The organism is Paraglaciecola sp. (assembly GCF_051252315.1).
In the GTDB taxonomy this organism is placed as follows: Bacteria; Pseudomonadota; Gammaproteobacteria; order Enterobacterales; family Alteromonadaceae; genus Paraglaciecola.
Genome location: NZ_JBPOFP010000107.1, coordinates 1 through 15,753, shown reverse-complemented (window position 1 = coordinate 15,753; position 15,753 = coordinate 1). Strand labels below are relative to the sequence as shown.

14 protein-coding genes, 1 pseudogene and 1 riboswitch are annotated in these 15,753 nt (G+C 38.1%); of the genes and pseudogenes, 8 read left to right on the top strand and 7 right to left on the bottom strand.

Annotated elements, in window-relative coordinates:
* Positions 1–544, top strand: a pseudogene (locus ACSHXM_RS17285) (sulfotransferase family protein); the annotation flags it as partial.
* A 70-nt stretch (positions 545–614) separates the two neighbouring features.
* On the opposite strand, the gene ACSHXM_RS17280 reads toward ACSHXM_RS17285, so the two are convergent.
* The 5 genes from ACSHXM_RS17280 to ACSHXM_RS17260 all read right to left on the bottom strand — a co-directional run bounded on the left by ACSHXM_RS17280 (position 615) and on the right by ACSHXM_RS17260 (position 5,982).
* Positions 615–2,051, bottom strand: a complete 1,437-nt coding sequence (locus tag ACSHXM_RS17280) for a TonB-dependent receptor (RefSeq protein ID WP_435690788.1) — start codon at positions 2,049–2,051, stop codon at positions 615–617.
* A gap of 109 nt (positions 2,052–2,160) precedes the next feature.
* Positions 2,161–2,751, bottom strand: a complete 591-nt coding sequence (locus ACSHXM_RS17275) for a hypothetical protein (protein ID WP_435690786.1) — start codon at positions 2,749–2,751, stop codon at positions 2,161–2,163.
* A gap of 4 nt (positions 2,752–2,755) precedes the next feature.
* Positions 2,756–3,322 (bottom strand): sigma-70 family RNA polymerase sigma factor, encoded by a 567-nt coding sequence (locus tag ACSHXM_RS17270; RefSeq protein ID WP_435690784.1) that lies wholly within the window; start codon positions 3,320–3,322, stop codon positions 2,756–2,758.
* 58 nt (positions 3,323–3,380) lie between these two features.
* Positions 3,381–4,022: a TonB family protein gene (locus ACSHXM_RS17265; RefSeq protein WP_435690782.1), complete on the bottom strand. Its 642-nt coding sequence runs from the start codon at positions 4,020–4,022 to the stop codon at positions 3,381–3,383.
* 73 nt (positions 4,023–4,095) lie between these two features.
* Positions 4,096–5,982 carry a TonB-dependent receptor plug domain-containing protein gene (locus tag ACSHXM_RS17260; protein ID WP_435690780.1) on the bottom strand — a complete coding sequence of 629 codons (1,887 nt, stop codon included), beginning with the start codon at positions 5,980–5,982 and terminating at the stop codon, positions 4,096–4,098.
* Positions 5,983–6,139: 157 nt separating this feature from the next.
* Positions 6,140–6,323: riboswitch (cobalamin riboswitch) on the bottom strand.
* Positions 6,324–6,567: 244 nt separating this feature from the next.
* Here ACSHXM_RS17260 and lysC point away from each other — a divergent pair.
* Positions 6,568–7,929: a lysine-sensitive aspartokinase 3 gene (gene lysC, locus ACSHXM_RS17255; protein WP_435690778.1), complete on the top strand. Its 1,362-nt coding sequence runs from the start codon at positions 6,568–6,570 to the stop codon at positions 7,927–7,929.
* Positions 7,930–7,959: 30 nt separating this feature from the next.
* Positions 7,960–8,136 carry a hypothetical protein gene (locus tag ACSHXM_RS17250; protein WP_435690776.1) on the top strand — a complete coding sequence of 59 codons (177 nt, stop codon included), beginning with the start codon at positions 7,960–7,962 and terminating at the stop codon, positions 8,134–8,136.
* 90 nt (positions 8,137–8,226) lie between these two features.
* Here the strand turns inward: ACSHXM_RS17250 and glnD are convergent, their stop codons facing one another.
* Both glnD and map read right to left on the bottom strand, forming a co-directional pair.
* Complete coding sequence (gene glnD / locus ACSHXM_RS17245) at positions 8,227–10,842, bottom strand: [protein-PII] uridylyltransferase (protein WP_435690774.1); 2,616 nt, start codon at positions 10,840–10,842, stop codon at positions 8,227–8,229.
* 114 nt (positions 10,843–10,956) lie between these two features.
* Positions 10,957–11,748: a type I methionyl aminopeptidase gene (gene map / locus ACSHXM_RS17240; RefSeq protein WP_435690772.1), complete on the bottom strand. Its 792-nt coding sequence runs from the start codon at positions 11,746–11,748 to the stop codon at positions 10,957–10,959.
* Positions 11,749–12,058: 310 nt separating this feature from the next.
* Here map and rpsB point away from each other — a divergent pair, with 310 nt between their 5' ends.
* From rpsB to uppS, 5 genes are all read left to right on the top strand, one after another.
* Positions 12,059–12,790 carry a 30S ribosomal protein S2 gene (gene rpsB, locus ACSHXM_RS17235; protein ID WP_435690770.1) on the top strand — a complete coding sequence of 244 codons (732 nt, stop codon included), beginning with the start codon at positions 12,059–12,061 and terminating at the stop codon, positions 12,788–12,790.
* Positions 12,791–12,915: 125 nt separating this feature from the next.
* On the top strand, positions 12,916–13,788 hold the full coding sequence (gene tsf / locus ACSHXM_RS17230) for a translation elongation factor Ts (protein WP_435690768.1): 873 nt from the start codon (positions 12,916–12,918) through the stop codon (positions 13,786–13,788).
* A gap of 182 nt (positions 13,789–13,970) precedes the next feature.
* Positions 13,971–14,702 carry a UMP kinase gene (gene pyrH, locus ACSHXM_RS17225; protein WP_435690766.1) on the top strand — a complete coding sequence of 244 codons (732 nt, stop codon included), beginning with the start codon at positions 13,971–13,973 and terminating at the stop codon, positions 14,700–14,702.
* 27 nt (positions 14,703–14,729) lie between these two features.
* Entirely contained in the window at positions 14,730–15,287 is a 558-nt protein-coding gene (frr, locus tag ACSHXM_RS17220; RefSeq protein WP_435690764.1) for a ribosome recycling factor, read from the top strand.
* 19 nt (positions 15,288–15,306) lie between these two features.
* A partial coding sequence (gene uppS, locus ACSHXM_RS17215) for a polyprenyl diphosphate synthase (RefSeq protein ID WP_435690762.1) occupies positions 15,307–15,753 on the top strand: 447 nt, incomplete at its 3' end.

Genomic DNA, 15,753 nt, shown 5'->3' with positions numbered 1-15,753 from the left:
TCTCCCAAGTCAGTCTAAGGCATTATTATCTGAGCTAACGAGTTTGTTTGATATACAGGTTTTAGTTTGGTTCAGAGAGCCCGTCGCATTTGCTGAAAGTTATTATAAACAGTGTATACGTAACCCTCAGGTAGCTAGTAATCCATGTTATGGCAAAGATTTAAGTTTTTCACAGATGTTAGATATAAAGTGGTTTAATCAGCATTTAGATTACCGGGGCTTTGTTCAAGAGTGTAAAGAGGTCTTTGGCAATAGTACGGTCAGTGTGTTTAAGTATTCAGGTGATGTAGTACAGGAAGTTATCAATCTATTGGGTTTATCAACACCACATGATAATCCCACACCTAGAAGAAATATTAGCCTTAATAGTGCTACGATTGAAATGATTCGGATTATTAATAGAGCTAATCTTAAGGCAAAAGAAAAAGAATTACTGATACCTCATTTAAGATCAATTAACGAGCTTATGGAAAATTATAAAGATAAGGGTTTTGTTAATACAGAAACACGTAAGAAAGTACTCGCGTTGGCAAGACCTTTATAAAAAGAACAAAAAAGGCAGCTGGTTAGCCAGCTGCCTTTGTATTTGAACAGTTAATGTCGATTAAAATAGTTTATTTTTGGGGTCTATACCCAAAAAACTTATTATCGATGATGGCATTTGAAACTGCCTCTGGTAAAGACGTTTCCCAGTCTCCACGGCCTTTTGTCAGTTTCTTTAATATTTCTCGAGAGTAAACGTGAAATAGCTCTTTATCACTACACTCTATTCCTGATATAAATCCATTTTCTAATAAATGGCGATATAAGAAACGTAAGTGTTCTTGAACTTTAACATCAGTAAATTCACTGATTTCATCATTTTCATCTAGTTCTGGATATACGAACAAACGTGTATTATCTGGAAACAACTTACCAAACCCTTCAAGGATACCGCCTTCAACACCTCTGTATGAATCTTCGTCAAAAATTTGCTTAACGTTAATCATGCCAACCACAATTCCGATTTGTAATTTAGTGTATTGGCGGAAGTAAGCTCTTAACGAGAAGTAACGGGTATAATCTGAAATCATTACGTTATAGCCCAATGAATTCAATAACTGAATACGTTGAACCAAGTCAGCCTCTGGCACGTTGTTATCATGACCATGGGCATCATTAAGGGATATTTCAGCAATGGCTATGGTGTTATCTTTATCTACTCCGTCTAAGTTATAAAAAGCTTTCTTACCTTGTTCAATCATATCTACATTAAGATTAGTAACTGGCCTGAAAGATCCTCGAATAGTCAGTACATTCTTTTTGTATAACATTTCTGCAGGTACCGCTACGCTGCCATCTGGATTAAACATGATGCCGCGAGTCTTCCAACTACGAATTAAGTGTAAGTTGATAGCTCGGTTATCAATGTCTTCAAAATAAGGACCTTGGAAATCGATAGAATCAATTTCAAGTCTATTAGCTTTCATATTATCGGTTAAAGACGCAATTATTTGTTTAGGATCTTCATAATAGAAATAGGAGGCATATATCAAATTGACACCCAGTACACCTAAAGCTTGTTGTTGTGCTTCTGCATTGTCGTCAAGCATTCGCACGTGAACCACAATATTTGAAGGTTCTGCGCCAGGATACATCTGGACGCGAATACCACACCAAGCATGACATTCGTTATCTCGATTAAAGCTTTTGGCTGCAACCGTTGCTGCATAAGCAAAGTAGCGGGATGACTTTGAACGAATGTCACCTACACGATCTACAACCAAATCAAATTCTTGTTCCATCATTGCGCGTACACGGTTTTTACTCACGTAACGTCTGTCTTCTTGAACACCATAAATAGCGTCAGAAAACTTCATGTCGTATGCTGACATGGTTTTAGCTATTGTACCGGCTGCCGCTCCTGCTAGAAAAAATTGGCGAGCAACCTCTTGACCTGCTCCAATCTCTACTATGGTGCCATATTTTTTATCGTCTAAGTTAATACGAAGGGCTTTTTGACTGGTACTGCGATCGCTAACGTTGTTTTCTTTTTCGATTTTTCTGTCCATGATTTCTCCGACGAAATGGGGCAATGAAAAGACACTTAACAGTGTAGCGTTTTTGTTAGCAGCAATAAATCTAAATTTAAGACTAATTACTTGATAACCATATTAAAGTTTAAGTACACACTAGGGGTTTAGAACTTGAGTTTATTGACAACACTATGCCATTTTGGGCAAAGGCTATATTCACAACATCACCAGAAGCTAGTGTTTGGTCAACCTGATTAATATTGCTTAATGCCGTAATCAATTCGTTTGATATGAGTAAGGGGTCGTCTTCACATGTTTTAAGCCGCCAGCCATTTTCTACAAACTCTAGCGAAGCTTGTTTAAGATGGTGTTGAGCAAAGTAGCGTTGTTGTTTTAAGTATGCCTGATAGGCTTGAGTGTATTTTTGATTGATTACACTGCGTTGGTTAGTCAGTAAACTCGTATTCTGGTTCAGTGTATGAATAGTAACAAAGTTGGCTTCTAGTGTAGGTTCTGACGATTGTATTTGGTAAACACTAATTAAGCCAAATAGAACTAAAGTACAGGCTGTAGCGGCAATGAATCCTATTTTTTGAATTACTTTTTGTGGATTAATCGTTTGCTCGCGTTTAGAGAGTATGTATTTTTTAATGGATCTTGGAGCTAGGTTGTTAGCCTTACGTTGGTTGTAAAGCTGGTCAATATTTGGCTCAGATTGTTTGTTTGGGTCTGCCATGATTTTATTTCCTAAACTCATTTAGTTGACTACGAATATTATCTCTTGCGTAACGTAATCGACTTTTCACTGTTTCTGTACACACGTGCGTAATATTGGCGATATCTTGCAAACTAAAGCCCTCCTGTTGTAAACAAAAAGCTTCCCGTTGTTCGAAGTTGAGATTAAGAAGGGCACGGTCAAACATTGCTTCTAATCCCGATTGTTCACTAATGTTATTAAGTTCATTTTCATGGGACACAAGTTTGTCAATCTGCGCACTGACATTTTTTTGTCGTCTGTATTCGTCAAACAATTGGTTCCTAGCAAGGGTAAATAACCAAGCTTTAAACTGACCAGAATTTTCATACAGGTGCTTTTTTTCAATTACTTTCAGCCAAGTTTTTTGGCAAATGTCTTTTGCTATAGTCGGCTCAGACAGTGTTAATACAAAGTGATATAAGTCATTGCCACAGGTTTCGTAAAGTTGAGTCAGCACAGCTGTATCGCCATACTTTGCATAATCCAACATCAATTCTTCATTGTTGGGTTGACCTAATACAAAAGATTTTAAAGTTAACGCTATGCTCATAAGTTCTCCTTAATATGAACAAATCCTGTATCGTTTTTCTCAATTGTCTTTTTAGATTCTAAGCATTTATTTTAAACTCTAGCATAACGGTCAGGTTATCTTGTGATTGACTCACGCCATTTGCAATATTCGGTTTATATTTCCATTTCGCCAAAGCTCGTTTTGCTGATTTATTGAATATTCTTTTGGGCTGCGCATCTAAGATCTGAATATTCTCTACCGTACCACTATTAGAAACTGAAAAAGATAGTTTAACCCAACCTTCTATTCCTTCTTTCGCCGCATCTAATGGATATTTAGGTGGGATACGCACAATAGGGCGGGCATCACCACCTGGGGCAACGTATTTGTTATTTAAATTAGTTTTGATTTTTGGAATAGGCATTGTTTGGGTGAGTAAGCTAGGATCCCAATCCTTATTGGGTTCTTCTTTAATTAGTTGCGGCTTAACTAAAGGCAGTTTAAGCGGTTCTGGTTTTGGCTTAAGTGTTGTTCTAGTGATAACTGGCGTGTCTTGTTCTTGATAAACTATTGATATGACGGGAGCGGGTTTAGCCTGTTTATTAGAAATTGATTTATTGGCTATTAAATTCTGCATGCCCGCAAAAAGTGCAAAGGTGATCCCAGCTGCTGGAATGATAGATAATAATATCGACGCCAAATTTTGGGTTTCATTATTAAGGACAAGTTGATTTTGCATTATGACTTTCTCCATTGGTTTCATTGAAGTAACGAAACACAATGAAGAAAGGGGTTAACAGGTCTAAATTATTTTAAAATTGATACCTCACGCCTATGTGAGCCGCTTCACCAGAGGTGTTATATCCTGAGATATCTTGATATTCATGATCAAGAAAGTTTTCAATGCGAGCATAAACTTCGAGTTGAGTGTTCACTTGATATCGTGCACTTAGATCGAACAAGTCATAATCTTCCAAAGGACCATTGTCTACAATACTTTGCACTAAACGCATATTTGCAGCTACAGTCCATTTATTTTGATTGAAGTAAAATCCAAGGTTGGCAATATGTTTTGGTCGGCGGCGGCGTTGATTACTTGCGGTGTCTGTTGCGTCATTATATGTATAATTAGCTGTTACACCCCAGGCAGAGTTTAGTTTGATATCAGCAATGAGTTCCAAGCCGTTTGATTCTGACTGGCCAATATCTTGAATATAACCATCAGCATAGGTATCAGGATCAAATGTATAGGTGATACTGTCTTCAATCTTTTGGTCAAAAAAGACTGCTTCGAATTGGCTTCCATTATGAGTAGTGTATTCAACACCGATTTCGAAACCTTTTGTTTGTTCTTCTTTTAGTGGTGTTTCTGCCGCTTCAGGTAGGGCAAATGGACGCAGGTTATAGTTAACTTCGAATAAACTTGGTGCTCTAAACCCAGTACCGTAAGCACTTCTTAATTTCAGTTCATCGTTCCCTAAACTCCAAATGTATGCGCCACTTAAACGAAAACTTGTATGCTCACCAAAGTCTTGGTTGTCGTCATGGCGTACTCCAGCTGTAACAAACAGGTTGGTAATTAACTCACTTTGATATTCAAAATAATAACCTTTGTTTGTCCGGCTTTGCTCTTCAAATGGTTTGTTAGGATCATCTAGAGGTAAAACAGAAGTAATCGCCTCTTCTTTCCAATCAAATCCATATACTAAATCATTATTGTCGTTTAAATTAGTTCGACCTATATATTCAACTCTTTGTATTTCACCTTTGGATAAACGGGTTGATATAGATTGAGTTAAAAACTCTCTTTCGATTAAAGTTTTGGTATAAGCAATATCGTGCTCTGAGCTATTAATTATATAATTAGCGTTTAGGCGCAAGTTGCTTTGTTCGAAAGCGGTATCACAGTCATTGAATTTATTGAAACTCGAATCATAACAACTGTCGTATTCACCATCACCTTGAGTGTTGCGTGCAACAAAGCCAAGCTTTAAGCCTTCGTTAACTTGGTAACCCAATCGTGTGTGTAGCGTTGTATTTTGATAACCATCTTTATCTTGACTTTCGTCATTTAAACGAGAATTAAAGCCATTTGTTTTATAATCAGATGCGGACAGATAATAGTCGAGCTTTTCATTTTCACCACCCAAATCAGCAGCTAGGTTACGGGTATCATAACGACCAAATTCGCTTGATAAACTTCCTGCTAAGGTATCTTCGTATTGACCACTTTTTATATTAACTACACCGCCAGCATCTGCCCCATAAGCCAGACCTTGAGATCCACGTAATATTTCAACTCGAGAAATATTGCTACTCTGCAAATGTGCGAGTTGTGGACCAATTTGTGTTCCCGTAGGATCGGATATATCGATACCATCTAGTCTTACTTGAGTTCGATAGCTTTCTTCTCCACGAACTCGTAAGGAGGTAGAAGAGCCAGCTCCACCGCTATTGGTGACACTAATTGAAGGCTCTGTTCTAAGTACATCAGTTAAATTTGAATATCCACGCGCATCGATTTCGGCTTTTGTTACTACCGAAACAGAGGTCGCGATCTCTCTTAAAGGTATTGCTACGCGGCTTGATACCACAACAATTTTTTCAATGGTGTTTTCTTCATTTTGCTGTGTATCAGCAAAAGTAGGGATTGCGGTTAGCGCTAAAGTTATCGCTACGGCTAATGGTGTGTGTTTCATAAAATCCTCAATCTAATAAAAAAGTAAAACGATTGAGAGTGGGGGGATATAAGATGTTATACATGAAAGGTTAAGGCTGAATTATTGAAGCTTTAAAAAAGTAACAACCTAAAAACTAATAGTATTAACATGTTAATGAAGCCCGCCGCTCCATACGTGTAGAAACTATCATTAGGCCGGTGTCGGGCTAGATCAGAATTAGAATAGACTGATTTACCGTTGCGGGGGCAGCGGTGGAATTGTATTAAACTTTATATTGAAATTTAATTGACCACACTTCCCGTTTACCCTATCCAGATAATGAATACATTATCGATAGGCACCTAGAATAGCGGCGCCGAAGATACTGGGTGAATAGGAGAATGTCAATTTTTTAAATCAGATAAATTACATTTAACAAGTATGGTTAAAGGATACTTACCTAAAGCTTCTCACCGTAAAGCAAAGTAGAAGGGATATGTCAGCAGAGCTGAATATACTATTCCAAAATAACTGATGGTTTGTCATATTTTTGTTTTTTAATTATAAGGAAAAACTGTTATTTTACCCTAGCAATTTTGCGTTTGATTATGAGTGAATAAGACAGTGAGTAATGTAGATTTAACTAGCCTTAACGTGGCTAAATTTGGTGGTACAAGTGTAGCTAATTTTGCTTCTATGCAGAACTGCGCCAAAATTATTAAAGATAACTCAAATACACGTGTTGTAGTGGTAAGTGCTTCGGCAGGTGTAACCAACTTGTTGGTAGACATTGCTCATACCGCTATGTCTAAAGATCAAATCAAACAAAAGTTAGCTGAAATTAAAACCATTCAACTTGCAATTTTGAATGAATTAACCAATCCAGAAGTGGTGGCTGATAAACTTGAGCAGTTATTATCTTCTTTGGCTGAATTAGCTTTGCATGAAGAGATAAATCATCGTGCAGATTTAAAAGATGCCTTGTTGTCCCATGGTGAAAGAATGTCTTCTTTGTTGTTTAGCCAAGTTTTACAACAAATTGGTGTTAATGCAGAAAACTTTGATGTTCGAAATGTACTAAAAACAGATAGCCAACATGGCAAAGCTGTTCCGCAACTTAATGAAATTGAAACTGCCACCCAACAAATAATGAAACCAAGCTTAACGAATACAGTATTTGTTACACAAGGTTTTATTGGGGCAGACCAGCAGGGTAATACTACAACGCTAGGGCGTGGAGGTTCTGATTTTACTGCCGCTCTTTTAGCTGAAGCGTTAGATGCAAAAACCTGTGAAATTTGGACTGATGTTATTGGTGTTTACACAACTGACCCACGAATTACTGATGCGGCTAGGCCATTACCTGAATTAAGTTTTGAAGAAGCGGCTGAAATGGCCACTTTTGGCGCAAAAGTTCTGCACCCTGCAACTATGGAACCTGCTTTAAGAAAAAACATTAAGGTGTTTGTTGGTTCTAGTAGAGAGCCGGAAAAAGGTGGGACTTGGATAGTTAGAGATTGTGAAACAGAACCTGCTTATCGAGCCATCACTCGCCGTAAAGAACAGGTTATGGTAACAGTTAAAACCCCTAAAATGATGTACGCTCAAGGTTTCTTACAAAAAGTCTTTACTATCATAGCTAAGCATAAACTCAGTGTTGATTTAGTCACTACCTCTGAAATTTCGGTGGCTTTTACGCTAGATAACCCAGCTAATTCGGTTGTCGAACAATTGAATAAAGCTACATTGGATGAGTTACGCGAGTTTTGTGATGTATTAGTAGAAGATAACTATGATCTTGTGACTGTTGTTGGAAACAACATGCATAGCGAAGCAGGTGTTTCTAACCGTATATTTAATGCGGTAGCTGAGCATAACTTACGTATGATTTGTTATGGTGCCAACCCACATAATTTGTCTTTATTAGTTAATGATGAAGCGAGTTCTGATGTAGTGTGCGCATTACACAAAGCTTTGTTTGAATAGAAAGTTAGTAAAAAGGTAGCGGAAAAATATATGGTAAATCAATCTAAAAGAGGCGTTTACCAATCACCTTTAGCTAAGTTATTTACACGGCAACAGCCTAAAGTTAAGGCTAAAAAGGGCATGGCTAGGCTACTAATGGTTTACGCGGAAGGAGATACCAAACGTATTGCTACTATGCTTAGCTCTTGGTTAGAAGCGGGTAATTAGCGATAGAATATCAAACAAAAAAGCGCCTGATTTGGCGCTTTTTTTGAATCCATTAAAATAATTTATTGCACTATTCAGATGCCAAGTCCATTAGTCTAAATTTTCTTTAAGACGATTCCTGAGTTCAACCTGTTCATTTTGGGTCAGTGGCTCGTCATTATTATTACTCACGATAAATAAATCTTCTGCGCGTTCACCTATGGTAGAAATCTTAGCCATATGTAACTTGAAGTTTAACTCTACAAATTGTTCACTTACGTTGGCTAACAAACCAGGGGCGTCAAGCGCTTCTAATTCAACGATTGTGCCTTTATTTTGATAAGGATAAAACCGAACTTTTGTGGCAACGTCTAGCTGTTTCATTTGGCGGGACATTTTGCGTTTATTGCTATGTTCTTCGCCGGGTTTATTGAGCTGAGTTTCTACCGCTTCTTGTAAACTTTTTAAACGAGAAGTTGAAGTGATCCTGTCTGCATTTTGTTCTAGGATGATAAAGCTGTCAAATATATAACCATCGTGTGTATGCATAATTTGTGCATCATGAATGGTGCAATTTCGACTATCTAAAACTGACGCAATTTGGGCAAACATTTTGGGTTTATCTTTACCATAAACGATTAGTTCAGCTCCGGCTTTTGAAGTGCTGGCGCTGGTACCAACTAACAAAAAGTCATCAGTCATGGGGTGAGAAGCTAAAATGACACTAGCATGCCAAGCTATTTGTTCTGGTTTAAAGCGGGCAAAGTAGTCACTGTTTAATCGTTTCCAAAATTGGGTGATTTGAGTGTCGTTCATGCCCCCATCTAATAATATTTGACGGGCTTTTTGTTGATGTTCTTGCACGCGATCTTGCAAGGCTACTTTACACTCTAGGCCGTTTTCTAAGGCCTTTAGCGTAAGTAAGTACAACTCGCGAAGTAAAGAGGCTTTCCAGTCATTCCACAAATTGTCATTGGTGGCGCGAATGTCTGCTAACGTTAAAACGTATAGGTGATTTAGGTTATTGCGTGTTCGTACAGATTGAGCAAATTCATTAATTACTTCTGGATCATAGATGTCGCGGCGTTGGGCGATGACAGACATTAATAGATGGCTTTCAACTAACCAGCGAATGAGCTCAGTATCTTTTTCATTAAGGCCATGTGTAATACAAAACTCTTTTACGTCTACTGCGCCTAGTTTTGAATGATCGCCATTTCGACCTTTACCAATATCATGGAAAATAGCAGCGATAAATAACAGTTCTGGTTTATCCAAGCTTTTGACTATATTTCCACAACGAGGAAATTGAGTGTTTTCTGGTAGGCCGTAGTGATGAATGTTTTTAACTAATCTATGGGTATGTTCGTCAACGGTATAAGCATGGAATAAGTCGAATTGCATCATACCCACTATGTGATCCCACTGGGGAATATAAGCCTGTAATACCCCATGTTTATGCATAATATTCCAAGCTAAGCCAAAAAAGTCTGGATGCTTCATTAACGACATAAATAATTCGCGACAGGTTTCTCTTTCAGCAAAATATTGAGAATGATACTTACGCCTAGCTTGGCGTAGCAAACGTAAACAATTGGAATGTAACCCTTTAGTACTAGGGTTGTCTGCCACGAGATGTAAAAATTGTAAAATCGCTTCTGGGGTGGAGAATACTTCTTGATGTTTAGGTGCTATTAAGCCGTCTAACAATTCAAAGTTTTGATTAATAGCAATTGTTTCTTTTACTTTTAATTCTAAAATATCTTGTCGAAATCTTTGCAACAACATATCGTTTAATTCACTGACTCTGCGTACTGTTCTGAAAAATGCTTTCATCATTTTTTCTACGCTGGCTTTAGTGTTTTCGCCAAAGCCCAATTTTGTTGCAACGTCTTGTTGATAATCAAACAACAAGCGATTTTCGCTACGCCCAGCTACTAGGTGTAACGCAAAACGAATTTTCCATAAATCATCACGGCATTCGATAAGTTCTTCAAATTCCTGTTGGGTAAAATATCCAGCTTCGACTAATTCAGTGCCTTCCATTGCTTTAAAATGTTTTTTGGCTACCCAACCAATTGATTGAATATCTCTAAGACACCCTGGGTTTTCTTTTACGTTTGGTTCTAGATTGAAAGAAGTATCTTTACATTTACCATGGCGTTCGATCTGTTCGTCATATTTAGCGAGGAAAAAATCTTTACTACTCCAATAACCTCTGGCTTGTAGCTTTTTATTTAATCCATCAAAGGTATCTTGGCTACCCGTTAAAATCCTTGCTTCAACTAAATTTGTGGCGATAGTGACATCTTGTTTCGCTTGGGAAAATGTTTCCTTTATTGTGCGAACAGACTGCCCAACGTCTAAACCAATGTCCCACAACAATGTAATAAATTGGCCAATAGATTCTTGTTGTTCCTTAGAAAAGGACTTGCTGCTCAGTATTAAAAGATCGATGTCGGAATATGGCTGTAATTGTCCTCTACCGTATCCACCAACCGCAACTAAGGCGATTTTATTTTGTTTATTTAAACCCATTAACTTCCAAATATGGGCCAGTAAATTGTCTATTAAGGTTGCTCGGCCTGTCACTAAGCTTTTAATATCAGATTGGCCAAATTCTGTTTCTAACCACTCATAACTATTGGCCACAATTGTTTTATAAGCAGCAATATTATCAGTAGTGTTTATGAGTTTTATTTGACCAAGTAAGCTTTGTAACGACAATTGAATTTCCTTTTGTAAGGATTGGATATAGCAATAGAAGAGTTAAAATACGTGAATCCCATCTTATGACAAATAATTAAATGTCATAAGATGGTTAAAGCAGTGAATTAGCCCTTAATGATTGATGATACGATCTATTGTTTCATCATCACGCAGAGTTAGAATTTCTACACCTGTTTCAGTCACCAAAAGAGTGTGCTCCCATTGGGCACTTAAACTGCGATCTTTAGTCACAACGGTCCAATGATCAGGCAATACTTTTGAATAACGTTTCCCTGCATTTATCATAGGTTCGATAGTAAAACACATACCGGCTACTAGTGATTCTCCAGTATTAGGTTTTCCGTAATGCACAACTTGAGGTTCTTCATGAAAATTTGCCCCAATACCATGCCCACAGTATTCACGGACTACTGAATAGTCGTTACTTTCGGCGTGTTTTTGAATCGCGTATCCAATATCACCTAGGCGCGCACCTGGTTTCACCATCTTAATGCCTAAATATAAACACTCTTGAGTGATACGAATTAATCGTTCCGTCAAAATAGAAGGTTTGCCTACCACAAACATTTTGGAGGTATCGCCATGATATCCATCAGCTATAACAGTCACGTCAATATTGACTGAGTCGCCGTCTTTGAGTTTTTTATCAGCAGGAATGCCGTGACAAATTACGTGATTAACTGAAGTACAGATAGATTTTGGAAAAGGAGGGCTGCCATAATTAAGAGGCGCCGGAATACACTTTTGTACATCTACTATGTAATCATGGCAAATTTGGTTTAATTCATTGGTTGTTACGCCCTTTTTGACATGTTGGCCAATCATTTGTAATACATCGGCAGCAAGGCGCCCAGCTACTCGCATCTTTTCAATTTCAGTTGCTGTTTTTATCGTGGCAGACAAGTCGTATTCCTATAGTAAAATGAGATAATATTAATCTTTGTATATTAACTTTTCACTGCAGACTTGTATAGCGTGTAATGTGCTTCGTAGCAACATGCTTGTATACTACTTCTGTATATGCTATAAAGCGCACCGCTGAAATTAATGGTGGTGGTAACACCTAGTTAATTATCGCGAAGTAGCTAATTTATTTAGCATTAATAACACACATACATCGACACATTTTTCGGGGTGTCTGCTGGACTAATATCTAAGTGGATCGAGAACTGGGATGTATGGAGGCCTAACCCCATATTGAGGAATCTATATAATGGCAAATGTATCTATGCGCGACATGCTTCAGGCAGGCGTACACTTTGGACACCAAACTCGTTACTGGAATCCAAAAATGAAACCTTTCATTTTTGGCGCACGTAACAAAGTTCATATCATCAATCTTGAAAAAACAGTTCCTTTGTTCAACGAAGCATTGAACTTTGTTGGTGGCGTTGCTGCTAAGAAAGGTAAAATTCTTTTTGTTGGTACTAAACGTGCTGCAAGTGATGCAGTTAAAGAAGCTGCGGATAAATGTGACCAGTTTTATGTTAACAAACGCTGGTTAGGCGGTATGTTGACTAACTGGAAAACAGTTCGTCAGTCAATCAAACGTTTAAAAGATCTTGAGCAACAAAGCCAAGACGGTACGTTTGATAAATTAACTAAGAAAGAAGTGTTAATGCTTCAGCGTGAAATGACAAAACTTGAGACCAGCTTAGGCGGAATCAAAAACATGGGCGGTTTGCCTGATGTGTTGTTTGTTGTTGATGCTGACCACGAACATATCGCAATTACTGAAGCCGGTAACCTTGGTATTCCAGTAGTTTCAATCGTTGATACAAACTCAAGCCCAGACGGTGTTGATTACATCGTACCTGGTAACGATGATGCAATCCGTGCTATTCAACTTTATTTGAATGCTGCTGCTGACGCCGTTACTGAAGGTCGTAATCAGACTAACGAAGTACCTGCTGAAAAAGGCGAGTTCGTAGAAGCTGCTGAATAAGCAACAAGCTTTTAACCGGTTCTAAACTTATAAAATTTAGTTATCGGTTTATTGTAGAAAAATAAAACAGGGGCGATAGCCCCTGTTTTTAGATGTTTAATAAATTATTTGCTGAGGAAACGAAAATGGCAGTGACTGCAGCCCTAGTTAAAGAATTACGCGAGCGTACAGCCGCAGGTATGCTCGATTGTAAAAAAGCATTGGTAGAAACTGATGGTGATATCGAGCTTGCAATAGAAAACATGCGTAAAAATGGTCAAGCGAAAGCCGCTAAAAAAGCAGGACGTATTGCTGCTGAAGGTGTTATTTTGACTAAAGTTGCTAACGGTGTAGCAACTATGATGGAAGTAAATAGTGAAACTGATTTCGTTGCACGTGACGAAGGTTTCATTAAGTTTGGTACTCAATTGATTGAAGCTGCTTCTGCAAACAAAATCAATGATATGGATACTTTAAACAATACAGAAATTGATGGCGTTAAAGTAAGCGATTTACGCGATACTTTAGTTGCTAAGATTGGCGAAAACATCAGCCCTCGTCGTGTTATAAGTGTTGAAGGTGATAACCTTGGTGCATATGTACACGGTGCTCGTATTGGTGTAATTGCAATTTTACAAGGTGGTGACGAAGAGCTGGCGAAAGATATCGCTATGCACGTAGCAGCGTCTAACCCGCAATTTGTTAAGCCTGAAGATGTTGCTCCAGAAGTAGTAGCAAAAGAAAAAGAAATTCAATTGGACATTGCTGTTAAATCAGGAAAACCAGCTGAAATTGCTGAAAAAATGGTTACTGGTCGCATGAAGAAATTCACTGGCGAAATCAGTTTAACTGGTCAGCCTTTTGTTAAAGACCCTTCAATTCTTGTTGCTGATTTACTTAAATCTAAAGGTGCGGATGTTATCAACTTCGTACGTTTTGAAGTAGGTGAAGGCATCGAGAAGAAAGAAGAAGATTTTGCTGCTGAAGTAGCTGCTCAAATGGAAGCGGCTAAAAAATAAACGGTTTTGGGCTTAAATCACTTAAGTCTTAGCTGTAAATGCCTAAATCGGTTTTAATTCTTGCATGAAACATGCATTTTGAACTTGTTTGGGTATAATACTGGCACCTCAAATTGAGGTGCTTTTTTATATGTATAATTTAAACCATCATCGCCTTTTTCATCGTAAGGAAATGCCAATCTATGAGTACAGTATCTAAATCTGCTTATCGAAGAATATTATTAAAATTAAGTGGTGAAGCATTAATGGGAGAGGAAGGCTTCGGCATCGACCCCAAAGTGCTGGATCGCATGGCCCATGAAATTAAAGAATTACTCGAATTGGGTGTAGAAGTTGGATTAGTTATTGGTGGTGGTAATTTATTTCGTGGTGAAGGTTTAGCCAAAGCAGGTATGAACCGCGTGGTAGGTGACCATATGGGCATGTTAGCTACGGTTATGAATGGTCTAGCTATGCGAGATGCGCTACACCGTGCTTTCGTGAATGCCCGTTTGATGTCTGCTATTCCTTTAAATGGAGTCTGTGATAACTACAACTGGGCAGAAGCAATTAGTTTGTTGAAATCAGGTCGAGTGGTGATATTTTCTGCTGGTACCGGTAATCCATTTTTTACTACCGACTCTGCGGCTTGTTTACGTGGTATCGAAATTGAAGCAGATGTTATTCTTAAAGGCACCAAAGTAGACGGTGTATATGATTCAGATCCAGCGAAAAATCCAGAAGCCATTCTGTATAAAACACTTGATTATAATGAAGTGTTAGACAAAGAATTAAAAGTAATGGACTTAGCTGCCTTTACTTTAGCAAGAGATCATAGTGTGCCAATCAGAGTTTTCAACATGAATAAACCGGGGTGTTTAAAAGCGGTAATTATGGGTGAAGATGAAGGTACACTTATTACTCATTCAGAATAAAATTAATTTGCTAGTAGGAAGATTAACGTGATTGATGAAATTAATGATGATGCGCGTCAGCGTATGGAAAAAAGCGTAGCGGCTCTAAAAGGGCAACTATCAAAGATTCGTACTGGTCGTGCGCACCCAAGTTTACTAGATAGCATTATGGTGCCCTATTATGGCGCTCCGACACCTTTAAAACAGTTAGCCAATATTGTTGCTGAAGACTCACGCACCTTAGCGTTAACTGTGTTTGATCAAACGGCTGCGCAAGCGGTAGAAAAAGCAATCATGCAATCAGATTTAGGTTTAAACCCTATGAGTGCTGGTGCAGTAATGCGTATTCCTATGCCTGCTTTGACGGAAGAACGTCGTAAAGATTTGATTCGTGTTGTTAGAGCTGAAGCTGAGCAAGGCAAAGTGGCTATTCGTAATATTCGCCGTGATGCAAACAGCGACATTAAAGAGTTGTTAAAAGAAAAAGAAATTAGTGAAGATGATAGCCGTCGTGGTGAAGAATCTATTCAAAAGTTAACTGATACTTACGTTAAACAAGTCGATGAGATACTTGTTATCAAAGAAAAAGATTTGATGGAAGTATAATTAGGGCGTGTGTTAGTTAATGAAATCGACAGCTCAAAATATGGAAGTCTCTAAGCCTAAACACGTTGCTATTATAATGGATGGCAACGGTCGTTGGGCTAAAGAAAAAGGAAAAATCCGTACCTTTGGTCATAAGGCCGGCGTAAAGGCTGTGAGAGCTTCTGTGTCTTTTGCGGTAAAAAATAAGATAGATGCGTTGACTTTGTTTGCTTTTAGCAGTGAGAACTGGAGCAGGCCGGCGGAAGAAGTCAATGTATTAATGGAACTCTTCAAACTTGTTTTGGGCAGTGAAGTTAAAAAGTTACATAAAAATAATGTTCGCTTAAAAGTGATTGGTGATACCAGTCGTTTTGATCCTAAATTAATTAAAAAAGTTACAGAAGCTGAGCAACTAACAAAAAATAATGATGGTTTAACTCTGAATATAGCTGCCAATTACGGTGGACGATGGGACATAGTAAATGCC

Coding starts and splice junctions, on each gene's coding strand:
- ACSHXM_RS17280 (WP_435690788.1), bottom strand. CDS start 2,051: ATGGACAGAAAAATCGAAAAAGAAAACAACGTTAGCGATCGCAGTACC.
- ACSHXM_RS17250 (WP_435690776.1), top strand. CDS start 7,960: ATGGTAAATCAATCTAAAAGAGGCGTTTACCAATCACCTTTAGCTAAG.
- ACSHXM_RS17270 (WP_435690784.1), bottom strand. CDS start 3,322: ATGAGCATAGCGTTAACTTTAAAATCTTTTGTATTAGGTCAACCCAAC.
- ACSHXM_RS17275 (WP_435690786.1), bottom strand. CDS start 2,751: ATGGCAGACCCAAACAAACAATCTGAGCCAAATATTGACCAGCTTTAC.
- tsf (WP_435690768.1), top strand. CDS start 12,916: ATGGCAGTGACTGCAGCCCTAGTTAAAGAATTACGCGAGCGTACAGCC.
- pyrH (WP_435690766.1), top strand. CDS start 13,971: ATGAGTACAGTATCTAAATCTGCTTATCGAAGAATATTATTAAAATTA.
- ACSHXM_RS17265 (WP_435690782.1), bottom strand. CDS start 4,022: ATGCAAAATCAACTTGTCCTTAATAATGAAACCCAAAATTTGGCGTCG.
- ACSHXM_RS17260 (WP_435690780.1), bottom strand. CDS start 5,982: ATGAAACACACACCATTAGCCGTAGCGATAACTTTAGCGCTAACCGCA.
- rpsB (WP_435690770.1), top strand. CDS start 12,059: ATGGCAAATGTATCTATGCGCGACATGCTTCAGGCAGGCGTACACTTT.